The following is a 24910-nucleotide window of genomic DNA, read 5'->3' as shown; positions in this document are numbered from 1 at the left end:
CCGCTGCCGCTGCCACGGCAGAACAGACTCCGACGACTCCCGTGGGCGCCGCCGATGGCGGTGGCGAGCCGTTCCTGGTAGCGCGCGATGAGCCGTCGGGTCTGGACGTCTTCGCGGCGCTCCACGACGATGATTCTGCAGCCGAGGACGATGCGATGGCACGGCTGCAACGGGACTACGAGCAGCTGCACGGTGGTCGTGCATCCGCAGCCGGCGGATCAGACGGCGGGGATGGAGACAGTGGCGACGTGGACGGAGATGCCCCGAAGAAGAAGCGCCGGCGCTGGCCGTGGATCGTCTTCTCGATCCTGGTGGTGCTGCTGATCCTGGCGGGCATCGGAGGCGTGTTCCTGATGCAGGCCATGCAGGTGCGGGATGACCTGACGCAGGCCAAGGGAAAGATCTCGCAGGTGGTCCCACTCGTGAAGGCCGGCGACACCGAGGGCGTCACGCAGACAGCATCCGATGTTCTCAAGCTCACCTCCGAGGCGGACGATATCGTCAGCAACCCGCTGTGGCAGTTCGCTGCAGGGGTGCCTTTCGTGGGGCAGAATGTCGTCGCGGTCAGCGAGACGACCAAGGCCACGCACGTGCTGGTGCGGGATGCCATGCCCGTGGCGCTCGACCTGCTCGGCACCATCGACGTGAAGAATCTCAAAGTGGAGGGCGGCGGGATCAACCTGCAGCCGTTCCGCGATATCCAGCCCAAGCTGCCGCAGATCAAGGCAGCGTTCGACGAGGCCAAGACCCACGTCGACAGGATCGACCGCAAGGCGATCCTGCCGTTCGTGGACAAGAACATCGGGCAGCTGGTCGACATCGTCGATCAGGCCACGCCGGCCGTCGAAACAATCGGGAAGTACCTTCCCGAGATTCTTGCCGTGATGGGCGACGGTGGCGAGCGCACCTATGCGTTGCTCTTCCAGAACAATGCCGAGAGCCGCGCGACCGGTGGCAATCCCGGTGCCGGCGCGATCCTGACGGTCAAGGACGGGCACATCGCGATGCGCGAGGACCGCGACGTGCTGCGCTACTTCCTCGCCGGGCGCACCAATGCGCACACCCAGAAGATCGAGCCCGACGAGACGCGCAAGCTGTTCGAGTCGGACACGGCGAAGTACACGCAGAACTACACCCGCCTGCCGAACTTCCCCGACACGGCCAGAATGTTCGACGGGCTGTGGGCGGACTCGACCGGCGGGCGCCTCGACGGCGTGATCTCGCTGGATCCGGTGGTGCTCTCGCACATGCTGAAGGTCGCCGGCCCGATGCCCATCCCGGGTGAGAAGCAGCAGATCACGGCCGACAACGCCGTGAAGCTGCTGCTGTTCGACACCTATCAGCGTTTCGGTGCAGACGGCGCCGCTTCGGACGCCTATTTCGCCAAGGTATCGTCGGCGGTGTTCAAACACATCATGGGCGGCGGCTGGGATCCGGTCAAGATGTTCGAGCAGTTGCAACTGAGCGCGAAGGAACAGCGCATCAACCTGTGGTTCGCCAAGGACAGCGAGCAGGCGATGGCTGCCGATCTGGGCCTCGACGGCACTGTCGCGGCGACCAACGACAAGATCTCGCAGCTGGGCGTCTACATCAACGACGCGTCCTACTCCAAGCTGGAGTACTTCCTGAGCACATCGATGGCCGTCACCTGCTCGGCGGAGAAGCACACGGTCACGACCAGCATCACGCTCAAGAGCTCGGTACCCGACACCCAGCTCAACGGGTGGACGCTCAACTGGCGGCACGCCAAGCTCGGCATCGACCGCAGGACGATGGCCTTCGACGTCATCTCGACGGCCCTTCCCGGTGGGCAGTTGGTCGCCACTGACCCCGGCAACGGGGACAAGAAGGGTTGGGACCGCGACGGCGCGATCAACGGTCGTCAGGCGAAGAGCCTGTTCATCGAGGTGAAGAAGGGCGAGACCCGCACGGTGTCCTTCACCTCGACCGTTCCGGATGATGCGAAGCAGCCTCTCTCGGTGCGCTATTCGCCCACCGTGACCGACACTCCGGTGACGATCGACGCATCCTGCACGGGGATGTTCCCGTCCGCGAAGTGAGGGTCAGGCTGGTCTTAAGGCGATCTTGCGTATAGACGAAGGTCTACATGTAGCGATCTGAAAGTCGATACGGCACAATGTGTATGTGCCGGAAGAACCCGAATCGACCGACACGAATCGAATGGCCGAGTCGGCCGCATCAGCACTGGAGGAGGTCTGATAGGCCGGCTTGATTCCCGTCGCGCTGGGGAAGCGTACTGGGAAACGGGGAACTGGGGAGTTACTCGTCTGCAGCCGGGCCCGCTGGGGTGGGCCCGGCTGCCACATTCACCTGGATCGTGACGGTGTGACGGACGAATCCGCGGTCAAGCGGTACCCGACGCCGCGTACGGTCTCGATGTACAGCGGGCGGCTGGGGGTGTCACCCAGCTTGCGTCGCAGGTTCGTGATGTGCACCTCGATGGCCCGTTTGTCGGCATCAGTGACCAGGTCGCTGGTCACGTACGAGTCGCCGTGCAGGATCAGCGCCAGCTCGGCCTTGCTGCGCACGCGCCTTCGGGAGTCCATCAGCGCGTTCAGCAGATCGAACTCGGTTCGGGTGAGCTCCACCTCGCTGTCGCGCATCATGACGATCCTCGTGGCCGGATTCAGCCGCAGATCGCGATGCGTCGCCCATGAGGTCTCGGACATGGTGCCCTCTGTCTGGACGGTGCCGGTCAGCACGGGGAGGGGCGCCGTGCTGACCGCGCCTTCGACGGCCTGTGGCGCCAGCACGCGCGGCCTGCGCAGCAGTGCGTCGATGCGCGCCCTCAGCTCGCGCGGCCGGAACGGCTTGTTGATGTACTCGTCGGCGCCGGCGGCGAGGCCCAGCACGACGTCGGCCTCCTCGTCCAGCGCGCTCAGCATGACGATGTACGTCTCGCTCTGCGCGCGGATGCGGCGCGCCGCTTCGAAGCCGTCGATCCCCGGCATGTTCACATCCAGGGTCGTCACCAGCGGCTGGTGCTCGAGGACGGCGGCGACGCCGTCGGTTCCGTTGTCGGCAACCACCGTCGAGAAACCGGCGGACTCCAGGATCTCGGCCAGCAGGTGGCGCACGTCCGGGTCGTCCTCGATCACCACGGCGGTCCTGGGGGGCGGCGAAGGCTCGAGCATCACAGTCCTCTCAGGGAGTCGGGGACACAAATGCTGACGCCAGGCTACCGGCGCGGTCCCCTTCAACAGGCCGATGTGACGCTGGGGAGGAATTCTACTCGTCCGGGCCGTGGATCCGCTCCCAGCGGTCCCCGCCCTTCCTGGCTGCGGTCACCGCGGCCTCGGATGCAGCCGAGACCAGCACGTCGTACTCGTACCCCACGACACTCACCGACGCCCAGCCGATGCTGGCCGAGGAGCGAAGCGGCAGCGGCGGCGAGGAGTCGTCGGTCTTCGTGACGCGCTCGAGCAGCTCCGTCAGCAGCTCCCGCACGCCGCCGGGCGAACGGGGGATCAGCGCCACGAACCTGGCCGGATTGATCCGCTCGATGTCGGCATCCGAGGGCAGCGTACCGTCCACAGCCAGCGCGAATCGCTCGCATACCTCGGTGAACGCAGCGGCGCTGGTGGCCTGCCGGATGTCGTCGGGGTCGTCGAGGCGGATGTCGAGCATCGCCCACCACTCGTCACCGGCAGCCCGTGCGCGGCCCAGGCGGTTGCGCGCCGTGAGTTCGAAGCTGCGCTGGGGTGCCGAGGAGGTGTCGTCCGAGCGCGTCGCGAGGAGCAGCGTGGTGACGAGCGCGCACGTCACGTACACGTTCACGCCGATCATGTTGAGATTGCGGATGAACGCCAGGCTGTCCGCGGGACGGATCTCGCCCAGCGCCTGCAGGGTGCCGTTGATGATGGTGATCACGGCGAAGACCGCGTAGGCGGCGGACACGGCCATCAACGGCAGCGCCTCGTTGCGCAGCTGCGGTCCGAGCCGTGCGAGTTCGGCGATGATGAGCGCCGCGAAGACGGACATCGTCGTGAACACCACCCGGAACGCGATCGTGTAGACATCGAGCGCCGTCGCGGTGAGCAGGATCGCCGGGATGGCTGCGAGCAGGGCGAACGTCAGGGGCAGGAACAGCCGCCGCAGGCCGCGATACGCACGCAGCCCGGACCAGATCAGCGGCATCGGCGCGACGACGAGCGACGACCCCAGCGCGCGGAGCTCGGCAGGGTAGGCGTACTCCTGGGCGAGCCATACGTAGGACCCGATCATCGCCATCGCGAATGCGGCTGACCACAGCGCCGTGGCCCGAGAAGGGCGGCGCAGGAATCCGAGTCCGATGAAGATCACGGTCGCGAGAGTGGAGATCGCGATCATCGGCATGACGAGCGTCGATGTGATCATGCGGGCCTTCCGTCGTGAGAGGTGGGGAGCCGAGTGGGGAGGACGACGCTCACCTCGGTGCCTGTGCCCAGTTCGCTCTCCACCTCCAGCCGGCCGCCTGCGGCGACGATGATGTCGCGTGAGATGCTCAGTCCGAGACCGGTGCCGGGGATGCCGCGCGCACGGGCCAGCTCGGTGCGGAACTCCCGCTCGAAGATGCGCGGCAGATCGGGTCCGGCGATGCCGATGCCGGTGTCGGCGACGGTCAGGGCGACCTCGTCGGCGGTGGGACGGTATCCGGTCACCGAGACCCTCCCGCCGCGCTGCGCGTACTTGATCGCGTTGCCGATCACATTGTCGACCACCTGGCGGATGCGGAACGCATCCCCCCAGAGCCTCAGCGGCTCATCGAGAGCGGACTCCACCGTGACTCCGGCGGAGTCCGCCGCGGGAGCGAAGCCCTCGAGCGAGGAGCGTGCGATCTCGGCCAGGTCGAAGTCGATGCCCGGGTCGTCCTGCTGCTTGGCGGGGCTCGACAGCGCGTCGTCGATCAGCCGCTCCATGCGGCCCGCAGCCCGGTCGACCACGCGCAGCTGCTCGAGCGCGGCATCCGGCATCCCATCCCTCTCGATGAGCAGTTCGATGTGCCCGAGGATCGCCGTGAGCGGATTGCGCAGCTCGTGCGAGATCGTCCGCCGCCTCGCGTTCTCGCTGGCGTCGGGATCCGTGCTCTTGGTCACGTCCTCCACGACGAGCAGCAGGCCGTCGCCGGTCACGATGCCGTGATCGATCGTCTTCGTGGAGGCCTTCACCGCGCGCCACTCGCCGTCCAACCCGAACAGCCAGACGACCTCGTCGGTGAAGCGCTCGCCGCGTGACGCACGGGCGATCGTGGTCCGGTCGGAGGGCACGGGTGCACCACGCCGGCTGTGATACTCCACGGAGCGGATCGGATGCTGCTGCGCGTCGCCGCCCAGGGCGAAGATCGTGCGGAACATGTCATTGGATATTTCGAGGAGCCCGGTGGGGCCCACCCGGGCGACGCCCACGTCCAGCGAGTTCATCAGCCGGCTCGTCCGGGCCTTCTGCTCGTTCACGCGCTGCAGCGCCCGGGTGAGCCGGTCGGACTGGGTGCGGAGAAGCTGACGGGCGGAGCGGTTCCGCCGTGCGCCCACCGCCATGATCATCCCGACGAAGCCCAGCGTGATCATCAGCACGACGGCGTTGATCGAGGTCGTGACGGAGATGCCGAGGACGAGCAGACCCGCGAGGCAGATCAGCAGGATCAGCGCCAGCGCGCCGATCAGCACGCCGACGGAGAAGTACGTGCCGACCCAGGCGATCGGGAGAACCCACAAGAAAGCGACCACGGGCGTGTCGCCGATGGCGATCAGCGAGATGGCCACGATGTCCAGGATCGGGAGCACGAGGACTCCGGGCGCGCCGATCTGGTGCCAGGGCGCCGCCAGCGACCCGATCGCGATGGCGATGATCAGCACGAGACCCGCGCTGAAGCATCCGTTGGCGAACCGCGTCGGCGCCAGCAGTGCCACTCCCGCGCTGATCGTCACCACGGTGAAGGCGATCACCAGCTGCCATTGCCAGATCGACCGGCAGCGCGCGTCGCCGAAAGTCCGCGCGACCGGGTGCGAGGGCGCGCGGAAGCCGGTCAGCATGGCCACAGTCTAGCCAGGCGCCGTGCGCTGGACGGCGGCGCGAAGCGGCCGGATTCCGGCATCCGCCTGCGCTTCTGACGGCCGATACGATGTAACCCGTGACATCCGCCGCCAACCTGCCGCTGTCCCAGTACCGCGAGATCGACCGGGCCGACTGGGCGCGCCTGTCGGCGGGGCTGGATCAGCCGCTCAGCGAGACCGAGGTCGTCGGCATCCGCGGCATCGGCGACCGCCTCAACCTCGACGAGGTGCGCGAGGTGTACATGCCGCTGAGCCGGCTGCTGAGCCTGTACGCGTCCTCCACCCGCAAGCTGGGAGCTGCCACCAGCGAGTTCCTGCAGGAGGAGGACTCCACGACCCCGTTCATCGTGGGGGTGGCAGGCTCGGTCGCGGTCGGCAAGTCCACCATCGCCCGCCTGCTGCGCGAGCTGATGAGCCGCTGGCCCGGCACGCCACGGGTGGAGCTGGTCACCACCGACGGGTTCCTCTACCCCAACGCCGAGCTGGAGCGTCGTGGGCTGATGGACCGCAAGGGCTTCCCGGAGTCGTACGACCGCCGGGCGCTCATCTCCTTCCTCACCGAGGTCAAGAGCGGCGCCGCCGAGGCACGTGCCCCCTTCTACTCGCACATGCGCTACGACATCGTCCCCGACGCGACCGTGGTCGTGCGCCGCCCCGACGTCGTGATCGTCGAGGGCCTGAACGTGCTGCAGCCGCCGCCCGCGCCCAACGACGTGGCCGTCAGCGACCTGTTCGACTTCTCCATCTACGTCGACGCCGACCCGAAGCACATCGAGCGCTGGTACACCGACCGCTTCCTCGCGCTGCGTGAAGCGGCGTTCTCCAACCCGTCGTCGTACTTCAACGTGTTCGCGCATCTCACCGACGAGGAGGCCGTGACCACGGCGCTCGGGTACTGGAACGAGATCAACATGCCGAACCTCGTCGAGAACGTCATGCCCACCAAGCACCGCGCGACCCTCGTGCTGCGCAAGGGCGCCGACCACGCCGTGGAGAGCGTGCAGCTGCGGAAGGTCTGAGGCGGAGCGCGTTCGGCATCCGCTTTCGTTCGGATGCCTAGCAAAATGTGCCCGTTACCCTGGAACCCATGTGTGGAATCGTCGGATACGTGGGCCCGCGCCCCAGCCAGGACATCCTTCTCTCGGGGCTGGCCCGTCTCGAGTACCGGGGTTATGACTCCGCGGGCATCGCCGTGATCGACACTGACGGACACCTGGGCATGCGCAAGAAGGCCGGCAAGCTCGCCGCGCTGCGCGGGTCGCTCGAGGACGCCCCGCTCGGCGACGGCACGACCGGTATCGGCCACACCCGCTGGGCCACGCACGGCGGCCCGACCGACGTCAACGCGCACCCGCACCTGGCAGACGAGGGCCGCCTCGCAGTCATCCACAACGGCATCATCGAGAACTTCGCCGCGCTGCGCGACGAGCTCGCCGCCGAGGGCGTGGAGTTCCTCAGCGAGACCGACACCGAGGTCGCCGCGGCCCTGCTGGGGCGCGAGTACCGGGCATCCGGCGACCTTGTCGCAGCCTTCCGCACCGTCGTGAACCGCCTCGAGGGCGCGTTCACGCTGCTGGCCATGCACCAGGATCAGCCGGGCCTCGTCGTCGGCGCCCGCCGCAACTCGCCGCTCGTGATCGGCCTGGGTGAGGGCGAGAACTTCCTCGGGTCCGACGTCGCGGCCTTCGTGGAGCACACCCGCCATGCGCTGGCCATCGGTCAGGACCAGATCGTCGCGATCACCCCGTCGTCCGTGACCGTGACCACCTTCGAGGGCGAGCCGGTCGAGGCGCAGCCGTTCGAGGTCTCCTGGGACGCCGCCGCAGCCGAGAAGGGCGGCTGGCCGTCGTTCATGGCCAAGGAGGTCGCCGAGCAGCCGGACGCTGTGGCCAACACGATCCGCGGGCGCATCCACGACGGCGAGGTCGTCATCCCCGAGCTCGTCGGTCACGACGAGCTGTTCAGCGGCATCAATCGCGTCATCATCACCGCCTGCGGCACGGCATCGTACGCCGCGCTCGTCGGCAAGTACGCGATCGAGCAGTGGGCGCGCGTGCCCGTCGAGGTCGAACTCGCGCACGAGTTCCGCTACCGCGACCCGGTGATCGGAGACGACACCCTGGTCGTGTCGATCAGCCAGTCCGGCGAGACCATGGACACCCTGATGGCCGTCAAATACGCCACTGAGCGCGGCGCGCGCACGCTGTCGATCTGCAACACCCAGGGTGCGACGATCCCGCGCGAGTCGGATGCCGTGGTCTACACGCACGCCGGACCCGAGGTCGCCGTCGCCTCGACCAAGGCCTTCTCCGCGCAGATCACCGCCCTGCTGCTGCTGGGCCTGCACATGGGCCGCGTGCGCGGCACGCTGACCGCCGAAGCCGCCGAGACGATCGCCGAGCTGCAGGTGCTGCCCGAGAAGGTCGCGCAGGTGCTGGCCGAGGAGAGCGAGCACGTCTCGCAGCTGGCCGGCTGGATGGCCGACACCCGCTCCGTGCTGTTCCTGGGGCGCCACGTCGGCTACCCGATCGCCCTCGAGGGCGCGCTCAAGCTCAAGGAGATCTCGTACATCCACGCCGAGGGCTTCGCCGCCGGCGAGCTCAAGCACGGGCCGATCGCGCTCATCGAGCCCGGTCAGCCGGTGTTCGTGCTGGTGCCGTCGCCGCGCCACTCCGCGCTGCTGCACTCGAAGGTGGTCTCCAACATCCAGGAGATCCGCGCCCGCGGCGCCCGCGTGATCGTCGTGGCAGAGGAGGGCGACGCCGCCGTGCTGCCCTACGCCGACGAGGTCATCCGCATCCCGCTGGCATCGCCGCTGCTGGAGCCGATCCTCTCGGTCGTGCCGCTGCAGATCTTCGCCATGGCCCTCGCCACCGCGAAGGGCCTGGACGTCGACCAGCCCCGCAACCTCGCGAAGTCCGTCACGGTCGAGTAGCCCCCGGCCCCGGCATCCGCCCGCCCCAACCCCCGCCCCGCCCCCGGCATCCGCCCGCCCCGGCCCCCGGCTGGTATGGATGTCGGTCGAGGGTACGGATGTCGGCTCGGATGCCGCGGATGAGCCGACATCCGTGATCTGAGCCGACATCCGTCCCGCTGCCTCAGCCTCGGCCGCGGACGGCTCAGGCGCCTGCCCGCGCCAGTGCGGGCAGGATCGCGCGCACCACGGAATCCCAGTCGCGGACGACCTGTGCGTAGTCGAAGCGCAGCGTCTCGTATCCGTGGCCGGATGCTGCGGCATCCCGCACCAGGTCTTTGTGCAGCCGCTCGGCGCTCGCATGGTTCTCCCGTCCGTCCACCTCGATGATGAGCCGCCCGCCGACGACGAAGTCGACCCGCCCGACATCGGGGATGTCCACCTGGCAGTCCAGGCGGATCCCGAGCAGGTGCAGCCGAAAGCGCAGCAGCGACTCCAAGCCGCTCTGGGCATCGGAGCGCGCGAGATCCAGCATCCATGCGGCGGCCTTCGGCAGCTCCCGCCGGATTCGCCGGCGGTCAGCCGCCGTGATGAGTCGTCTGTTCCACGCGGATTCGTACGCCGCGAAGAACGCTTCCGTGCTCAGACAGCGATATGCGTGCACCAGAGCGGTCGGCACGTCGGCCATCCCGACCTGCGCGGTGCCGGGGGAGTGGTGCACGATGCAGCCGCATCCGGGGTGCGGGTGGGTGCGTCCGGCATGTCCGACCCAGACGTGCACCGTGTCGTCCGGGTCGGGGAGAATCCAGACGCGCTGTGCGCGGAGGGCGTCGGCGCAGGTCAGCTCGCCGCCGTGCGCGGCTGCCGAGCGGACTTTGCGGTCGAGCGTTCTGAGTGCGAACACGCCGGGGCGGATGCGGTCGATGCGCCCGCCGTCGACGGCAGCCGCCAGTTCCTTCCGAGTGCACCCGTACCGCTGCAGGAGAGTGCCGCGGGCGACATCGCCGAATCGTTCAAGCAGGTCTTCGGGTTTCAGCATCCTTCGAGCATCCCCGTGTCCGTCGGGCGCGGCGGGTGAGAACAGGCATCTGTGGAGAGAATCGGCGATATTGGCGCCTGTGCAGGGGGAGTGCACGCGCGGCCCGCGGGGACACCTGTCGGCTCACAGTACGGATGTCGGCCCGTTTGCGGCATCCGGACCGACATCCGTGATCTCGACCGACATCTGTGCCGCGAGCCGGCGCGGGAGCAGCGCGTGCGGCGAGCGCCGAGCCCTGAGCCGCGTGTGCCGCGTGCCGTGACCGGGATCAGCCGATCAGGCCGACGCGGGCCTGGAACCCGTCCCAGTCGCGGGCGGCCTGCGGCGACCACGCCGTCTCCGCGTGCGCGAGCAGGCGCGGGAAGACCAGAGTCTCCAGGTCGGCGTACGAGTCGACGGTCTCGGTCCACAGCGGCGCCTCGATGCCGAGGATCTCGCTCTCGGAGACACCGGGGACGACGGATGCCGGATCCCAGTCGTATGCGGTCCGCAGCGGCACGACCCCGGCCCACGACAGACCCAGCGGGAAGTCCTCCGACGGCTTCATGTCCAGGTAGGTGCGGTCGGATGCCGACATGATCAGCGCCCCACCGCGGGCGACGAAGTGAGCGGCCTCTTCGGCATGGGCGCCCTGCGGCGTCACGCTTCCCCAGTACTGGCCCACGGTGCCTGGTGCGATGTCGGCCACCGCGCCGGCCTCGTGCCAGGTCACGGGCGTCTTGCCCGTGGCCGCGGCGATGCGGGTGACACGGGCGATGAACGTCGCGAAATCCGCCGCCGAAGTGCCCAGGCACTCATCGCCGCCGATGTGCAGGTACGGGCCGGGAGTCATCTCGGCGAGCTCGTTCAGCACGTCGGCCACGAACTCGTACGTGCGCTCCTCGTGGATGCGCACCGAGGAGTGCCCCACGGCCCAGCCGGCGAAGTGCTCGCCGTGCACGGGCAGGTCCTGGCCCAGTGCCGCGGCCTCGGCGACGGCGGTCTCGCTGACCCACGGCTCCTCGACGAGCTCGGGGTAGGCCACGCCGACGGCGTGCGTGTGGCCGGGCAGGTCGACCTCGGGGACGACGGTCATGTGCCGCGCCGCGGCGTACTCGACCACGTGCCGGTAGTCGTCCTTGCTGAGGTACCCGCCCGCGCACGGGCCCGCATCGCCGATCGATCCGCGCTCGGTCAGCAGCGGCCACGAGTCGATCTGGATGCGCCAGCCCTGGTCATCGGTCAGGTGCACGTGCAGGTGGTTGAACTTCAGCGCGCTGGCCCGGTCGATGTAGGCCTCGATCTCCGCCACGGAGAAGAAGTGCCGCGCGAGGTCCAGCATCACCCCGCGGTAGGCGAAGCGCGGGACATCGTCGACGAGCACGCGCGGCACGGCCCAGCCGTCGGGGGTCTCCTGCAGCAGCTGCAGCAGGGTGCGCGTGCCGTAGAAGAGCCCGGCTGCGTCGTGGCCGTGGATGCGGATGCCGTCGCCGCGCGTGTCCAGGGTGTACGCCTCCTGCGCGCCCTGGCCGACGAGCGAGAGCGTGATCTCCACGGCATCCGGATCCGTGCCCTCGGGCAGTCGGGCTGCCGTGCGCAGGGCCAGATCGCCGCGTAGCGCGGCGGCGGCGTCCGCATCGCCGATGATGCGCACGCGAGGAATCGCGAGCGAACCGGCGACGTCGGTGATGCGGGCGGGCAGCGGCACCAGCGGCGCGTAAGTGAAGACCATGAACAAAATCTATCCTGCGCGAGCCCGCCCACCAACCGTCGTGACGCCCGCGAGTAGGCTGGCAGGGTGATCATGGGCACGGGAATCGACCTCGTCGATATCGCGCGCTTCGAGCGCTCGGTGACCCGCACGCCGCGCCTGCTGCAGCGGCTGTTCACCCCCTCCGAGCAGCAGCGCAGGCTGCACTCCCTGGCCGCGCGGTACGCCGCGAAGGAGGCGCTCATCAAGGCGCTCGGCGGCAGCGACGGCGTGCACTGGACCGAGATGGAGATCGTCTCGGAGCCATCCGGGCGCCCGGTGTTCGCGCTGACCGGCTCCACGGCCGAGGTCCTGGTCGAGCGCGGCATCACCGCCGTGCACCTCACCATGTCGCACGACGGCGGACTCGCCATCGCGCACGTCATCCTCGAGAGGACGGATGCATGACCCCCACCTTCCCGTTCCGGCAGGCGCGCATCGACCTGGATGCCATCGCCGACAACGTGCGCCACCTGCGCCGGCTCACCGGCGTCGACGTGATCGGCGTCGTGAAGGCCGACGGCTACGGGCACGGAGCCCCCGCCGTCGCCACGGCGGCTCTCGCCGGAGGGGCTGTGCGCCTGGGCACAGCCACGCTCGAGGAGTCGTTCGCACTGCGCCGCGCCGGCATCACCGCGCCGCTGCTGGCCTGGCTGCACGAGCCCGGCCGCCGGTTCGACGACGCCGTCGAGGCGCGCATCGAGATCGGCATCTCCTCGTACGAGCAGCTGCTGGCGGCATCCGAGGCGGCCGGTTCGCCGGCATCAGTGCATCTGAAGGTCGACACCGGCCTCAGTCGCAACGGCATCGCCACGCACGAGCTGGAGCACGTGCTGGCCGAGGCCGCGCGGCTGGAGCGCATCGGCCGCATCCGCATCGTCGGCCTGTTCAGCCACCTCTCCGGCGCGAGCCGCGAGGACGACCTCGCGCAGCTGGCGAAGTACACCGCGATCCTCGAGATGACCGAGTCGTTCGGCATCCATCCCGAGATCCGTCATCTGGCCGCCACCGCCGCCGCCATCTCGCTGCCCGAGGCGAGACTGGATGCCGTGCGCGTGGGGCTCGGACTCTACGGACTCTCCCCGTTCGCGGGGCGAACCTCGGCCGACCTGGGGCTGCGCCCCGCGATGACGCTCACCGCCGCGGTCGCCGCCGTGCGTCGCGTGCCCGCGGGCGTCGGCGTGTCGTACGACTACACGTACCGCACCGAGCGCGAGACCACGCTGGCGCTGGTGCCGCTGGGCTACGCCGACGGCATTCCGCGGCAGGCGTCGAACCGCGGCCCGGTGCTGGTGGGCGGACGCCCGCATTTCGTGGCCGGCCGCATCGCCATGGACCAGTTCGTCGTCGACGTGGGCGACGAGCCCGTCTCGGTGGGCGACGAGGTGGTGCTGTTCGGCGACCCGACGCTGGGTCAGCCGTCGGCCACCGACTGGGCGGATGCCGCGGGCACCATCAACTGGGAGATCGTCACCCGGATCGGGCCCCGCGTGCCGCGACGGACGGTGTCGTGAGCATCGACCCGGCCTTCCTCGGCAGGCACGAGATCGCGACCACGGATGCCATGGAGCGGCTCGGCCTGCACATCGGCGAGCAGCTGCGGGCCGGTGACCTGCTGGTGCTGACCGGCCCGCTGGGGGCGGGCAAGACGACGTTCACGCGCGGTCTCGCCGAAGGGCTCGGCGTGCGCGGGCCCGTGCAGAGCCCCACATTCGTGATCGCCCGCACGCATCCGTCGCTGGGGGGAGGCGCGCCGCTCGTGCACGTGGATGCCTACCGGCTGGGCTCCGCCGCCGAGCTCGACGATCTGGACATCGACTTCACTCGCTCGGTGGTCGTCATCGAGTGGGGCCGGGAGATGGCCCCTTCGGTGGCCGACGCCTGGTGGGACATCGAGATCGAGCGTCCGGTCGGCGGCGTGGCGGATCTGGCCGACGAGGAGCTGGATGCCGACGCGCCCCGGTTCGTGACGATCGCGCGCATCGAGGGCTGAGCGGGGCTCAGGAGTCCGGGTTCCCCCGCAGGCGGGCGATGGCCTCGCCCAGCACCCTGGCGGTGTCGGCGTCGGCCGACGCCGCGGACGCCGCGTTCTGCTCACCGACGGCCTCGACGATCTCCGCCCGCTGGATGCGGGTCTCGCGCGGGGCGTTCACGCCGATCCGCACACTGTCGCCCTTGATGTCGAGCAGCGTGACCTCGATCTCGCCACCGATCAGGACGCTCTCTCCGACCCTTCTCGTCAGAACCAGCATCTGCCCAGCCTACTGGGGCAGCGCGGCGACGCCGGCGTCCACCGCGTCGCGCACCACCCCGACCGTCTCGATCGTGAACGTCCCGCCGGTGGCCTCGTTGTACGAGAGCACCGGGAGACCGTCTGTCTGAGCGGAGATCATGCGCCGCACGGCGCCGCGCAGCGTCGGCGCGCACACCAGCACCGGCTCCCCGCCGCGGTCGGCCGCGTTCGTCGCGGCCTGTCGTGCGGATTCGATCACGGCCTCCATCCGCTGCGGGTCGAACACGATCTGCGGTCCGTCGTCGCCGGCGCGCAGGCTCTCCAGCATGCTCTGCTCCAGCAGCGGGTTGATCATGATCACGCGCAGCACGCCGTTCTCCGCGAAGCGGGCGGCGATCGCCGGCCCGAGGCCTGCCCTGGCGGCCTCGATCAGGCCCTCAGGCTCGGTCGAGACCCGGGCGCGCAGAGCCAGCGCCTCGTAGATTCGGCCCAGGTCGTTGATGGGCACGCGCTCGGCCAGCAGCCCCTGCAGCACACGCTGGATCTCCGCCAGCGAGAGCAGGGCGGGCGTGAGCTCCTCCACGGCCGACGGCGACACCTGCTTGAGGGCATCCGTCAGCTGGCGCACGTCCTCGCGGCTGAGCAGGCGCGCCGCGCCGGCGTGGATGATGCTGGACAGGTGCGTGACGACCACGCTCGCGCGGTCGATGACGGTCGCGCCCGCGAGCTCGGCGCTGTGCCTCATCTCCAGCGGGATCCACTTGCCCTCCAGGCCGAACACCGGGTCGTGCACGGCCGTGCCCGGCAGCGCGCCCAGGCCGTCGCCCAGGGCCAGCAGGCGGCCGGAGGGCACCGTGCCGCGGCCCGCCTCGACACCCGCGATGCGGATCACGTACGTCGACGGCGGCAGCTCGATGCTGTCGCGGGTCCGCACCGGCGGCACGACCAGCCCGAGATCCAGGGCGATGCGGCGACGCAGCGCCTTGACCCGCGCCAGCAGGTCGTCGGGGCCGCCGGTGACCAGGTCCACCACGTCGGTGGACAGCAGGATCTCCAGCGCGTGCACGCGCATCCGCTCCATGAGATCCTCGGTGCTCTCGGATGCCGGCGTCTCGGCCTCGTCTGCCGCGGTCGCCGCGGCGGTCCGCCGCGCGGCGACCTTGATGCGCTGACCCGCCAGGATCAGCAGGGCGCCGATGGCGAGGAACGTCAGCAGCGGCATCCCGGGTATGAACGCCATCACGATCGCCGCGCTGCCGGCGATGTACAGCGCGGTCGCCGACTGGCCCAGCTGCGCGAACGCCGTGCTGCCCATCTCGGTCTCGGCGTTCGAGCGGGTCACGATCATGCCGGTCGACACGGCCATCAGCAGCGCCGGGATCTGGGTCACCAGGCCGTCGCCGATGGTCAGCAGGCTGTAGGTGCTGACGGCCTTGTCGATGGCCATGCCGTGCTGCACCATGCCGATGGCGATGCCGCCGATGATGTTGATGATGATGATCACCAGGCCGGCGATGGCGTCGCCCTTGACGAACTTCGAGGCGCCGTCCATGGCGCCGTAGAAGTCCGCCTCGGCGGCGACCTCTGCGCGGCGCTCGCGCGCCTGGATGTCGGTGATCAGGCCGGCGTTCAGGTCGGCGTCGATGGCCATCTGCTTGCCGGGCATGGCATCCAGGGTGAACCGCGCACCCACCTCGGCGACGCGCTCGGCGCCCTTGGTGACCACCACGAACTGGATCACCACGAGGATGAGGAACACCACCGCGCCGATGATGAGCGACCCGCCCACCGCGATGGTCCCGAACGCCTCGATGACCTGCCCGGCGTACGCCTCGCCCAGCACGAGGCGGGTGGATGCCACGTTCAGGCCCAGCCGGAACAGCGTCGCCACCAGCAGCAGCGACGGGAACACCGAGAAGTCCAGCGGCCTCTTGATGAACATCGTCGTCAGCAGGATCACCAGGGCGAACATGATGTTCAGGATGATCAGCGTGTCCAGCAGCATGGGCGGCACGGGCACGACGAGCAGCATGATGATGCCGACGACGCCGATGGGCACGGCGATCCTGGGCAGCAGCCGGGTCATGTGGTCCTCCTCGGGGGCATGGAGTGCATGCCGCGCGCGGCACCGCGTCGTCGGAGCATGTCGACGAACACGAGCACCCGCGCCACGGCGGTGTAGAGCTCTTCGGGGATCTCCTGGCCCAGATCGCACGCGGCGTGCAGTGCGCGGGCCAGCATGATGTCGCGCACCATCGGCACCCCGGCCTCGGTGGCCCGCTCGCGGATGCGCTCGGCGATGACGCCGGCGCCCTTGGCGACCACCTTCGGGGCGGACCTGCCGGCCTCGTACCGCAGTGCGACCGCGATGTGGGTCGGGTTCACGAGCACGACGTCCGAGCCTGCGACCGCGGAGATCATGCGATTGCGGCTCATGGCCAGCTGTCGGGAGCGGCGCTGCGAGCGGATCAGCGGATCGCCCTCGGATCTCTTGTGCTCGTCGCGCACCTCGCGCTGGGTCATCCTGGTGTGCTTGCGGTTGCGCCGGATGACGACGAAGACGTCGACGGCGGCCAGGGCCAGGCCCACCGCGATCGCCGCCTGCAGCAGCCCCGTCGCCCCACCGGCGGCGGTGGCCAGCAGCTGGGTGATGGACTGCGCACCGCTGGCCGTCAGCACGGGGATCAGACCCGCCACGACCGTCCACAGCGCCAGCGCGATGGCGGCGGTCTTCAGCAGCGCCTTCGCACCCTCCCACAGCGCCTGCATGCCGAACACCCGGCGCAGCCCCGTGACGACGTTGAACTGCTCGAAGCGGCCCTCCATGCGCCGCACGCGCAGGCCGCCCTGCACCACCGAGCCGATCAGCGTGACGATGGCCACGCCGGCCAGCAGAGTGCCGAGCGTGGGCAGCACGGAGCCGAGCCCGCGGGCGAGCGCCTCCAGGGCCGTGGTCGGGGTCGGATCCCTCATCGCCGAGGACAGCAGGAGGGTCTGCTCGGTGCCCGCCGACGCTCCGGCCGAGAGCACCGCAGGCATCGCGATCGCCGCCGCGCCGACGCCCAGCCAGGCTGTCAGGTCCTGGCTGCGGGACAGCTTGCCCTTCTGCCTGGCCTCGCGCAGCTGTCGCTCGGTGGCCTTCTCGGTGCGCTCGCCGCTGTCGCTCATCGAGTCGCCTCCTGCAGCATCCGCAGGGCGTCGGCCACGAGGGCGTCGACCACGCCGGGGAGCGCCGCGTACGTGAAGCCGACCAGGGTCAGCGTGAGCAGGATCTTCACCGGGAAGCCCATCGCGAAGGCGTTGAGGGCGGGAGCCACGCGGGTGATCAGGCCCAGGCCCGCGTCGGCGAGGAACAGCACGAGCATCAGCGGGCCGGCGATCTGCACGGCCGAGAGCACCAGCTGCACGACGCCGTCGACGAGGACGGCCGAGACCGGGCCGGGGCTCAGCGTGCCGGTCAGCGGCACGGCGGTGAAGCTGCGCGCCAGGCCGCCGAGCACCAGCTGGTATCCGCCGGAGGAGAACAGCAGCACGAGCGCGGTGAGATGGAACAGCCTGGTGAACTGCGCGCCGTTGACCAGGGACTGCGGGTCGAACGCCTGCGCGAGCTGGAAGCCGCCGAACACGTCGATCAGCCCTCCGGCGGCCTGGACGGCCGAGAAGCACACCGCGACCAGGAAGCCCAGCGCGGCGCCGGTGAGCACCTGCGCGGTCAGCGCGGCGAAGAACGGCCAGGTGTCCAGGTTCTCGTATCCCCGGGTCACCGCGCCCGACATCGCCAGTGCCAGGCCGACCGAGAGCATCGCGCGGATCCGCACGGGGATGCCGCCGTAGGAGAACGGCGGCGCGATCATGACGAAGGCGACGATGCGCACGCCGGCGAGCATGGTCGCCTCCAGCCACGCGAGATCCAGGGGTATCTGCATCTCAGCCGCCCAGCAGCTGCGGGATGCGATCGAACATCGTGTGCGTGAAGGAGACGATCTCGGAGATCATCCAGTTGCCGGCGACCACCAGCGCGATGCCGACGGCGATGAACTTCGGCACGAACGCCAGCGTCACCTCCTGCACCTGCGTGATCGACTGCAGCAGCGAGATCGCGAACCCGACCACGAGTGCGGTGATCAGCAGCGGGGCGGCGAGCTTGGCCGCGATGATCAGGCCCTGCACGCCGATGTCGAGAGCGGCCTCCGGCGTCATCCGACACCCCCATAGCTCTCGATGAGCGTCTTGATGATGAGCCCCCATCCGTCGACGAGGATGAACAGCAGGATCTTGAACGGCAGGGAGATCATCACCGGCGGGAGCATCATCATGCCCATCGACATCAGCGCGGCGGCCACGACGATGTCGATCACCAGGAACGGCACGAAGATGACGAAGCCGATGATGAACGCGCTGCGCAGCTCGGAGATCATGAACGCCGGGATCAGCGTGTACAGCGGCACGCTCTGCGGATCGGCGGGGTTGGGCTGATCCGCGATGCGCGTCATCAGTGCGAGATCCTCCTCGCGCGTGAACCCCATCATCCAGTCCCGCAGCGGCGGCTGAGCCAGGTCGAACGCCTGCGTGAACGTGATCGATCCGTCGACGTACGGCTGCACGGCCTGCGTGTTGATCTCGCCCAGCACCGGCCACATGATGAACAGCGACAGGAACAGCGCCAGCCCCGCCAGCACCTGGTTCGGCGGGATGGTCGGCAGCGACAGCGCATTGCGGGTCATCGCCAGCACGACGAAGATCTTCGTGAACGAGGACACCATCAGCAGCAGCGCCGGCGCCACCGACAGCAGCGTCATGCCCAGCATCACCAGGATCGATGAGGACGGCGACCCGTCGATGCCGTTGATGTCGATGCTGATCCCCGGGTCCTCCGCCGGCGGCGTGGGCTCGACCGGACCGTCGGGATCGCCGGTCGCGGCCGGGAGGACGGGAGCGGTCGTCTGCACGGATGCGGATGCCGGGGAGCCGACGGATGCCGTTGCAGCGGATGCCGTTGCAACGGATGCCTGTACGGATGCCGACACCCCCCGCGCCTCGGCACGCGCGCCGGCGTCGGCGGACAGCACGACGACGCCGGCGAGCAGCAGCGAGAACAGCACGAGGATGACGACGCGTGCTCGCCGGGTGAGAGCGGTGCTCATCGGGGGCGTCGCAGGAAGTCCGCGGTCTGCCGCCAGGTGCCGGGGGAGAGGATCGAGCCGCGCAGCGGGTCGGCGCGCTGCGTCGCGCGGTCGCGGCGCAGCGGAAGCTCGGAGAGCGCCGTGCCCTGCACAGCGGCTGACGACTGCGACAGCGACTCCGCGGCGAACAGCCCGTCGAAGTCCGGGGCGCCCTCGGCATCCGGTGTCCCGGCCTCCTCCTTCGTCGTGCTCACCGGGGTCGCGCGCATCGGCCTGCGGCCGGGCAGCTTGTCGATCACGGTGACGCCGTGCTCGGTGACGCCCAGCACGTAGCGGTTCCCCTCCGCCTCGGCGACCACGAGCTGCGCCTTCGAGCCGACGCCTCGTCGCCCGAGCACACTGATGACCTCGGCGTCCCGGCTGCGCTGCGTGCGCCGGGTGAGTCGCCGCTGAAGGAACCAGAGCAGCCCGAGCACCGCGGCCAGCGACACGGCGACGCGCAGCAGCAGGAGCAGCTCGTCCAAGGATCAGGCCTCGGCGTTCTCGAGGATCCGGGTGATGCGCACGGCGTAGTCCTGGTCGACGACGACGACCTCGCCGTGGGCGATGACGCGCCCGTTCAGACGGATGTCGGCAGGGGCTCCCGCGGAGCGATCGAGCTCGACGATGCGCCCCGGCTCCAGGCCCAGCACGTCGCGGACCGCCATGCGGGTGCGTCCGATCTCGACGGCGAGGTCCATCTCCACGCCGGCGATGCGCTGCAGCCGGACGGAGTCGCCTGATGCGGCGGCCGGGGTGCGCAGCATCCGCACGGCGATCCGTCCGATGACGTGACCTGCCTCCTGCAGATCGAACACCTGCGCGCCGGGGTGGGTGAACGCCGACGAGGCGTCGCCGAAGGTCGCATCGTCCAGCCGGCCGGCGCCGAGGGGGAGGACCGCGGCCTCGAGCGCACCGTGCAGGCGCTCGGTCAGTGCGGCATCGGGGAGGCCGTCGACGAGGGCGGCCGGATCCAGGATCTGCACGGCGATTCCCGCGCTCGCCTCGCCGACGTACGTCACGATCACCGCGTCTCCGGTGTCGCCGGACGGCTGGGACGCCACTGCCGAGGCGGGCGACGCGGTGGCCAGCCGGGCGGCGAACGCGGCTGCGACGGCGGACTCGTAGGCAGGGGTGCTGGTCACGGGTTACTCCTCGGGGGATTCGGGATCGGGGGTCGTCGCGGTGATGACGCACGCCAGGCGCGCCCCCGACGCGCCCACCGCGGCGGTCGCGATCGGCACCCCGTCGACGGTCAGCTCGAGCGGCCGGTCGGCGGGGTGCGGGAACGTCAGGACATCCCCGACGGCGAGGTCGAGGATCTCGCGCGGAAGCACCGGGCGCGGCGTCAGGCGCAGCGCCAGCTCGATCGGGGTCCGCTCGATGTGGCTGCGGACCAGTCCAGGCACGGCCGCGTCGGCGGCCTCGGCACGGCCGACGGCGAAGGCGTCGAGCACGACGGACGCCGGCAGCATGACCGTGACGTCGGAGGTGCTCCCGCTGGAGCGCAGCGAGAGGCGTGCGACGATGACGAGGTCGTTGGGTCCCGCGACCTGGGCGAACAGCGGGCTGTGCTGGATGCTGGCGATGGAGATGCCGGCGGGGAGCAGGCCGTCCAGCGCCGTGGTCAGGGCGTCGCCGCCATCGCCCATCAGCCCGCGCACCAGCGCCTGCTCGATCGGGGTGAGGGGCCGCTCGTCGGGGGACGCGTCGACCCGCCCTCCGAGCATCTGCATGATCCACTCGATCGCCAGCGACAGCGGGAGCTGGACGACGATGCGCTCATCGGACTCGGGCAGCGCATACACCACCATGGTCGTGGTGGCGGGCAGAGTCCTGGCGTAGTCGTCGTAGGTGAGCAGGCTCAGCTGCTCGAGCGAGGCGTGCGCGCGGCTGTGCACCCGCGCCGACAGCCGCGAGCCCCACTGTCGGGAGAAGGTCTCGAAGGCGACCTCGAGCATGCGGGTGTGCTCTCGCGAAAGGGTCGTCGAGCGCCCGAAGTCGTACGGTTCGACCTCGGGTGTCTCGCTCGGGCTCGCGAGAGCGCCGTCATCCACTGCCACGACTCCGACTATCGGGTGCTGCGGCTGCGGCGTTAGGCGTGTGCTGTCAGTGCGCGGGCTGCTGCGCCTGCAGTGCGGGCAGCAGCTGTCTCACCCCCTCCTCGGCGTCGGAGATGATGACGACGTCCACCCGCCTGTTCTGGGCCAGGTCGGCGTCGCCGCCGCCGTTCGCCACCGGCCGCGTGTCTCCGAAGCCGACGGCTTTGATCTTCGCCATCGGGAACCCGTCGGCCTCGATCAGGTGCCGCACCACCTGGGTGGCGCGCGCGGCGGAGAGCTCCCAGTTCGTGGCGTACGGGGCGACGGAGCGCCGGTTGTCGGCGTGGCCCTCGACGGAGACTTCGTTGGGGATGGTCACCAGCACGGACGCCAGGGTGTCGAGGATCCGCGTCGCCGTGTCGGTGAGCGTGTTGCTGTTGGTAGCGAAGAACGTCTCGGCGCTGACCAGGCTCACGGTCAGCCCCCGCGTGTCGATCGTGTAGGTCGCCGCATCCGCGAGCCCCTGCTGCGCCAGTGCGCTGCGGATGCGCTCGCGCAGCGCGCTGAGGTTGTCGAACTCCACCTTCGCCTGCGACGCGCTGACGTCGATATCCGCGAACGCCTCGCCCTTCTCGGCCACCAGGTCCGGTGGCACGACGACGCCTTGAGAGACGTCGGCCTTCTCCGTCTCGGTCTGGCCGAAGCCGGTGGCCAGCGAGGCGCTGAGGGCCTCGAACTTCTGCTGGTCGACGGTGGACATCGCGAACAGCACGATGAACATGCACATCAGCACGGTCACCATGTCCAGGTACGACGCCATCCAGCGCTCGTCGGGGCCGTCGTGCTCCGCCGCCGCGGCGGCATGGCGGCGACGCGCGCGGACGCTCACAGGATCGCCTCCGCATCCGCGAAGTCGACGCCCCCGACCTGATCCTTCGCCCTGCCCGAGCCCTTCGCCTTCTTCGCCCCCGCCTTCTTCGCGCCCTTGCCCGCGGGCTGCGAGATCAGGGCGCGCAGACGCTCCTCCACCAGCAGCGGAGCGGCGCCGGCCTGCACCGCCAGCATGCCCTCCATCTGCAGGGTCATCCGCTCCAGCTCCATCTCGCCGATGCGCTGCAGCCGGCCGCCGATCGGGAGCCAGATGAAGTTCGCCGAGAGCAGGCCCCACAGCGTGGCGACGAATGCCGCCGCGATCAGCGGGCCGAGCGTGTCGGGCGTGTCGAGCTGCTCCAGCACGTGGGTGAGGGAGACGACCGTGCCGATGATGCCGACAGTGGGCGCGAACCCGCCCAGCGTCATGAAGAACTTCGATGCGGTGCGATTGCGGGTTGCCGTCGACGAGATCTCGTCCTCGAGCAGGATGCGCAGATCCTCGGCGTCGACGCCGTCGGCGATGCTCTGCAGCGCCTGCCGGATGAACGGGTCCTTCTCCTCGGCGACCCCGTTCTCGAGGGCCAGGAGCCCGGAAGTGCGGGCTGTCTCCGCGTAGGCGACGATGCCGGGGATCGCCTGCGCCGGCTTGCCCCGGTCGCCGGTGAAGGCACGCGGCAGCGACTTGATGGCCAGGATGCTGTCCTGCAGGGTGCCGCTGCCGATCCCGACGGCGATGGTCGCGCCGAAGACCAGCAGCATGGGCCCGGGGAGCAGCAGCGCGCTGATCGATGCGCCCTCCATGCTGATCGTGGCCAGCAGGGTGCCGAAGGCCAGGACCAGACCGATGATCAGGGACGGATCCATCAGCGCATCTCCCCGAACTCGGGCCTCGGCGGGGAAGGCGGGGCGAAGGACCGCGTCGGGTCGGCCGCGGCGGCGAGCACCCGGGCGCGGAAGTCGGCGATCTGCGTGATGACCTCGTCCATCGTCTCGCGGACGATGAAGGTGGCGCCGTCGACCATGATGAGCGTCGTGTCCGGTGCAGCCTGGATCCGCTCGATGAGATCCGGGTTCACCGCGAACCGGGTTCGGTTCAGACGCGTGACGATGATCATGGGCTCCATCCTGGAAGATCCGCTCCGGTCGGAACCGGGGCACCGGCGGCCCGTCCTGGGCCGTCGACAGGGACTGTCGGCAGGTGCGGGCGCCGCGTTAGCCCTGGGCCGTCGCGTCCGCGGCATCCGCCTCCGTCGGGGGCGTCAGCGCTTGAGGTTGGTCAGCTCCTGCAGCACCTCGTCGCTGGTGGTGATGATGCGCGCGTTGGCCTGGAATCCGCGCTGGGCGACGATGAGGTTGGTGAACTCCTGCGACAGGTCGACGTTCGACATCTCCAGGACGCCGCTCATGATGCCGCCGAGCCCGTTCTCGCCGGCCTGGCCGATGGTCGGAGCGCCGGAGTTGGCGCTGGGTCGGTACTGCGAGGAGCCGGTCTTCTCCAGTCCGCCCGGGTTGGTGAAGTTCGCCAGGGCGAGACGCGCGAGCACCTCGGTCTCGCCGTTGCTGAACGTGCCCATCAGACTGCCGTCCTCCGTGAGCGCATAGGAGACCAGGCTGCCGGCGGGGCGCCCGTTCTGCGAGGTGAGGGCGAGCGAGCTCACCTCGGCATAGCCGGTGACGGCCGAGAGGTCCACGGTGATCGCGCCGGACACCAGAGACGACGGGCCCGCCTGCGTGCCGTTCGCGAACGCGAGCGAGGTGGATGCGCCGGAGCCGTCCGCGACGTCCCATCCGGTCGCCGTGCGGGTGAACGTCAGCTGCAGCGTGGAGGACGTGCCGTCTGCGCCGTGCACCTCGATGTCGCGCACGAGCGTCTCGCCGACGGCCGTCTCGGAGGGGAGGTTTCCGGTCGCCGTGGTCGTCGTGGTGGCGACCGCGGGGGCGATCGCGCCGACGGGCAGGGTGATGTCGCCCAGCCCCTGGCCGGTGGTGATGATGCCGTTCCGCGCGGTCCACCCCTGCACGAGAGCGCCGTCCGCGGAGGTGAGGCGCCCGCTGGCGTCGAACGAGAAGCTCCCGTTGCGGGTGTACAGCGTCTCGGCGCCCGAGCGCACGGCGAAGAAGCCGTCACCGGCGATCATCAGATCGGTGGGCACGCCGGTGGGCTGGGATGCCCCCGACGAGAAGTTGGTGCGGATCGCGGCCAGCTGCACGCCCAGTCCCACCTGCGCGGGGTTCGTGCCGCCGGCGCCTGCGCGCGGGAAGGTGGAGTTCTGCACGAGCTGCGACAGAGAGTCCTGGAACTGCGCGGACGAGGACTTGAAGCCGACGGTGTTCACATTGGCGATGTTGTTGCCGGTGACGTCGAGCATGGTCTGGTGGCTGCGGAGACCGGAGATTCCGGAGAAGAGCGAACGGAGCATGATGATGCCTTTCGGGTGGGTCAGGAGGCGATGGCGAGGCCGGTGACGGCGTCGAGGAGGATGGAATCGGCGCCGATGGTGACCTTGGGCACGGCGCCGGCGAACGAGACGGAGGTCACGACGCCCCGCTGCTCCTCGCCGTCGGCGTCGGTGTAGGTCGCCTCCCGGCCGATCAGCGCGGCGGCGGTCTGCCGCATGCTGAGCGCGAAGCTCTCGGTCGTCGTGGACGTCAGCTGGGTGAGCTGCTCCATCGAGGCGAGCTGAGTGGTCTGAGCGATCATCTCGTTGGTGTTCATCGGCGAACTGGGGTCCTGGTTCGCCAGCTGGGTCACCAGCAGCTTGAGGAACACCTCGGAGTCGAGGCTCTGCTTGCGGGCCGCGGGCGGCGTGGTGCTGCCGGTGTGGATGCCGCTGTGTGCGATCGGATCGATGGTGGTCATGGGGC

At 69.7% G+C, this 24910-nt stretch carries 25 protein-coding genes; 6 read left to right on the top strand and 19 right to left on the bottom strand.

Annotation, left to right across the window (positions count from 1 at the left end):
- Positions 1-41 precede the first annotated feature (41 nt).
- Complete coding sequence (locus WA967_RS07675) at positions 42-2060, top strand: DUF4012 domain-containing protein (RefSeq protein ID WP_424420791.1); 2019 nt, start codon at positions 42-44, stop codon at positions 2058-2060.
- Positions 2061-2327: 267 nt separating this feature from the next.
- Here the strand turns inward: WA967_RS07675 and WA967_RS07670 are convergent, their stop codons facing one another.
- The 3 genes from WA967_RS07670 to WA967_RS07660 all read right to left on the bottom strand — a co-directional run bounded on the left by WA967_RS07670 (position 2328) and on the right by WA967_RS07660 (position 6032).
- Complete coding sequence (locus tag WA967_RS07670) at positions 2328-3155, bottom strand: response regulator transcription factor (RefSeq protein WP_424420788.1); 828 nt, start codon at positions 3153-3155, stop codon at positions 2328-2330.
- 94 nt (positions 3156-3249) lie between these two features.
- Positions 3250-4377 (bottom strand): hypothetical protein, encoded by a 1128-nt coding sequence (locus tag WA967_RS07665; RefSeq protein ID WP_424420786.1) that lies wholly within the window; start codon positions 4375-4377, stop codon positions 3250-3252.
- Complete coding sequence (locus tag WA967_RS07660) at positions 4374-6032, bottom strand: sensor histidine kinase (protein ID WP_424420783.1); 1659 nt, start codon at positions 6030-6032, stop codon at positions 4374-4376. The genes WA967_RS07665 and WA967_RS07660 overlap by 4 nt, the downstream gene beginning before the upstream one ends.
- Before the next feature lie 98 nt (positions 6033-6130).
- On the opposite strand from WA967_RS07660, the gene coaA reads away from it, so the two are divergent.
- Together coaA and glmS are read left to right on the top strand one after the other, a co-directional pair.
- The gene (gene coaA, locus WA967_RS07655; RefSeq protein WP_424420781.1) at positions 6131-7072 is read left to right on the top strand and encodes a type I pantothenate kinase; all 942 of its coding nucleotides are present in this window, start codon (positions 6131-6133) and stop codon (positions 7070-7072) included.
- A 68-nt stretch (positions 7073-7140) separates the two neighbouring features.
- A complete protein-coding gene (gene glmS, locus WA967_RS07650) occupies positions 7141-8988 on the top strand; it encodes a glutamine--fructose-6-phosphate transaminase (isomerizing) (RefSeq protein WP_424420779.1) in 1848 nt (615 codons plus the stop codon).
- A gap of 184 nt (positions 8989-9172) precedes the next feature.
- Here the strand turns inward: glmS and WA967_RS07645 are convergent, their stop codons facing one another.
- The gene (locus WA967_RS07645; RefSeq protein WP_424420776.1) at positions 9173-10006 is read right to left on the bottom strand and encodes an endonuclease domain-containing protein; all 834 of its coding nucleotides are present in this window, start codon (positions 10004-10006) and stop codon (positions 9173-9175) included.
- A gap of 268 nt (positions 10007-10274) precedes the next feature.
- Positions 10275-11717, bottom strand: a complete 1443-nt coding sequence (locus WA967_RS07640; RefSeq protein ID WP_424420773.1) for a family 20 glycosylhydrolase — start codon at positions 11715-11717, stop codon at positions 10275-10277.
- Between the two features lie 66 nt (positions 11718-11783).
- Between WA967_RS07640 and WA967_RS07635 the strand changes: the two genes are divergently transcribed.
- The 3 genes from WA967_RS07635 to tsaE are packed head-to-tail and all read left to right on the top strand — an operon-like array spanning position 11784 to position 13728.
- The gene (locus WA967_RS07635) at positions 11784-12143 is read left to right on the top strand and encodes a holo-ACP synthase (RefSeq protein ID WP_424420770.1); all 360 of its coding nucleotides are present in this window, start codon (positions 11784-11786) and stop codon (positions 12141-12143) included.
- A complete protein-coding gene (gene alr, locus WA967_RS07630; RefSeq protein WP_424420767.1) occupies positions 12140-13249 on the top strand; it encodes an alanine racemase in 1110 nt (369 codons plus the stop codon). The genes WA967_RS07635 and alr overlap by 4 nt, the downstream gene beginning before the upstream one ends.
- The gene (tsaE, locus tag WA967_RS07625) at positions 13246-13728 is read left to right on the top strand and encodes a tRNA (adenosine(37)-N6)-threonylcarbamoyltransferase complex ATPase subunit type 1 TsaE (RefSeq protein ID WP_424420764.1); all 483 of its coding nucleotides are present in this window, start codon (positions 13246-13248) and stop codon (positions 13726-13728) included. The genes alr and tsaE overlap by 4 nt, the downstream gene beginning before the upstream one ends.
- 7 nt (positions 13729-13735) lie before the next feature.
- Here the strand turns inward: tsaE and csrA are convergent, their stop codons facing one another.
- The 14 genes from csrA to WA967_RS07555 all read right to left on the bottom strand — a co-directional run bounded on the left by csrA (position 13736) and on the right by WA967_RS07555 (position 24905).
- On the bottom strand, positions 13736-13987 hold the full coding sequence (gene csrA, locus WA967_RS07620) for a carbon storage regulator CsrA (RefSeq protein ID WP_424420761.1): 252 nt from the start codon (positions 13985-13987) through the stop codon (positions 13736-13738).
- A gap of 9 nt (positions 13988-13996) precedes the next feature.
- Positions 13997-16054, bottom strand: a complete 2058-nt coding sequence (locus tag WA967_RS07615; protein ID WP_424420758.1) for a flagellar biosynthesis protein FlhA — start codon at positions 16052-16054, stop codon at positions 13997-13999.
- Entirely contained in the window at positions 16051-17136 is a 1086-nt protein-coding gene (locus WA967_RS07610) for an EscU/YscU/HrcU family type III secretion system export apparatus switch protein (protein WP_424420755.1), read from the bottom strand. Before WA967_RS07610 ends, WA967_RS07615 begins: the two co-directional genes overlap by 4 nt.
- Complete coding sequence (locus tag WA967_RS07605) at positions 17133-17894, bottom strand: flagellar biosynthetic protein FliR (protein WP_424420752.1); 762 nt, start codon at positions 17892-17894, stop codon at positions 17133-17135. Before WA967_RS07605 ends, WA967_RS07610 begins: the two co-directional genes overlap by 4 nt.
- Position 17895: 1 nt before the next feature.
- Positions 17896-18168 carry a flagellar biosynthesis protein FliQ gene (fliQ, locus tag WA967_RS07600; protein ID WP_424420749.1) on the bottom strand — a complete coding sequence of 91 codons (273 nt, stop codon included), beginning with the start codon at positions 18166-18168 and terminating at the stop codon, positions 17896-17898.
- The gene (fliP, locus tag WA967_RS07595; RefSeq protein ID WP_424420747.1) at positions 18165-19112 is read right to left on the bottom strand and encodes a flagellar type III secretion system pore protein FliP; all 948 of its coding nucleotides are present in this window, start codon (positions 19110-19112) and stop codon (positions 18165-18167) included. Before fliP ends, fliQ begins: the two co-directional genes overlap by 4 nt.
- On the bottom strand, positions 19109-19615 hold the full coding sequence (locus tag WA967_RS07590; RefSeq protein WP_424420745.1) for a FliO/MopB family protein: 507 nt from the start codon (positions 19613-19615) through the stop codon (positions 19109-19111). The genes fliP and WA967_RS07590 overlap by 4 nt, the downstream gene beginning before the upstream one ends.
- Positions 19616-19618: 3 nt before the next feature.
- Positions 19619-20275, bottom strand: coding sequence for a flagellar motor switch protein FliN (fliN, locus tag WA967_RS07585; RefSeq protein WP_424420743.1), 657 nt, complete (start codon positions 20273-20275; stop codon positions 19619-19621).
- Between the two features lie 3 nt (positions 20276-20278).
- Positions 20279-21193, bottom strand: a complete 915-nt coding sequence (locus WA967_RS07580; RefSeq protein WP_424420740.1) for a flagellar motor switch protein FliM — start codon at positions 21191-21193, stop codon at positions 20279-20281.
- A gap of 46 nt (positions 21194-21239) precedes the next feature.
- Positions 21240-22061: a flagellar motor protein MotB gene (locus tag WA967_RS07575; protein ID WP_424420737.1), complete on the bottom strand. Its 822-nt coding sequence runs from the start codon at positions 22059-22061 to the stop codon at positions 21240-21242.
- Complete coding sequence (locus tag WA967_RS07570; protein ID WP_424420735.1) at positions 22058-22909, bottom strand: motility protein A; 852 nt, start codon at positions 22907-22909, stop codon at positions 22058-22060. Before WA967_RS07570 ends, WA967_RS07575 begins: the two co-directional genes overlap by 4 nt.
- Positions 22909-23160: a flagellar FlbD family protein gene (locus WA967_RS07565; protein ID WP_424420732.1), complete on the bottom strand. Its 252-nt coding sequence runs from the start codon at positions 23158-23160 to the stop codon at positions 22909-22911. Before WA967_RS07565 ends, WA967_RS07570 begins: the two co-directional genes overlap by 1 nt.
- A 144-nt stretch (positions 23161-23304) precedes the next feature.
- Positions 23305-24465 (bottom strand): flagellar hook protein FlgE, encoded by a 1161-nt coding sequence (locus tag WA967_RS07560; protein WP_424420730.1) that lies wholly within the window; start codon positions 24463-24465, stop codon positions 23305-23307.
- Positions 24466-24485: 20 nt separating this feature from the next.
- Entirely contained in the window at positions 24486-24905 is a 420-nt protein-coding gene (locus tag WA967_RS07555; RefSeq protein ID WP_424420728.1) for a flagellar hook assembly protein FlgD, read from the bottom strand.
- Positions 24906-24910 lie beyond the last annotated feature (5 nt).

This window comes from Microbacterium sp. (assembly GCF_049650565.1).
GTDB lineage: Bacteria > Actinomycetota > Actinomycetes > Actinomycetales > Microbacteriaceae > Microbacterium.
Note: the sequence above shows the minus strand (reverse complement) of the source record. Positions and strands in the feature narration are given on the sequence as shown.

Coding starts and splice junctions, on each gene's coding strand:
- WA967_RS07670 (WP_424420788.1), bottom strand. CDS start 3,155: ATGCTCGAGCCTTCGCCGCCCCCCAGGACCGCCGTGGTGATCGAGGAC.
- WA967_RS07665 (WP_424420786.1), bottom strand. CDS start 4,377: ATGATCACATCGACGCTCGTCATGCCGATGATCGCGATCTCCACTCTC.
- WA967_RS07660 (WP_424420783.1), bottom strand. CDS start 6,032: ATGCTGACCGGCTTCCGCGCGCCCTCGCACCCGGTCGCGCGGACTTTC.
- glmS (WP_424420779.1), top strand. CDS start 7,141: ATGTGTGGAATCGTCGGATACGTGGGCCCGCGCCCCAGCCAGGACATC.
- WA967_RS07645 (WP_424420776.1), bottom strand. CDS start 10,006: ATGCTGAAACCCGAAGACCTGCTTGAACGATTCGGCGATGTCGCCCGC.
- WA967_RS07640 (WP_424420773.1), bottom strand. CDS start 11,717: ATGGTCTTCACTTACGCGCCGCTGGTGCCGCTGCCCGCCCGCATCACC.
- alr (WP_424420767.1), top strand. CDS start 12,140: ATGACCCCCACCTTCCCGTTCCGGCAGGCGCGCATCGACCTGGATGCC.
- csrA (WP_424420761.1), bottom strand. CDS start 13,987: ATGCTGGTTCTGACGAGAAGGGTCGGAGAGAGCGTCCTGATCGGTGGC.
- WA967_RS07615 (WP_424420758.1), bottom strand. CDS start 16,054: ATGACCCGGCTGCTGCCCAGGATCGCCGTGCCCATCGGCGTCGTCGGC.
- WA967_RS07610 (WP_424420755.1), bottom strand. CDS start 17,136: ATGAGCGACAGCGGCGAGCGCACCGAGAAGGCCACCGAGCGACAGCTG.
- WA967_RS07605 (WP_424420752.1), bottom strand. CDS start 17,894: ATGCAGATACCCCTGGATCTCGCGTGGCTGGAGGCGACCATGCTCGCC.
- fliQ (WP_424420749.1), bottom strand. CDS start 18,168: ATGACGCCGGAGGCCGCTCTCGACATCGGCGTGCAGGGCCTGATCATC.
- fliP (WP_424420747.1), bottom strand. CDS start 19,112: ATGAGCACCGCTCTCACCCGGCGAGCACGCGTCGTCATCCTCGTGCTG.
- WA967_RS07570 (WP_424420735.1), bottom strand. CDS start 22,909: ATGGATCCGTCCCTGATCATCGGTCTGGTCCTGGCCTTCGGCACCCTG.
- WA967_RS07565 (WP_424420732.1), bottom strand. CDS start 23,160: ATGATCATCGTCACGCGTCTGAACCGAACCCGGTTCGCGGTGAACCCG.
- WA967_RS07560 (WP_424420730.1), bottom strand. CDS start 24,465: ATGCTCCGTTCGCTCTTCTCCGGAATCTCCGGTCTCCGCAGCCACCAG.
- WA967_RS07555 (WP_424420728.1), bottom strand. CDS start 24,905: ATGACCACCATCGATCCGATCGCACACAGCGGCATCCACACCGGCAGC.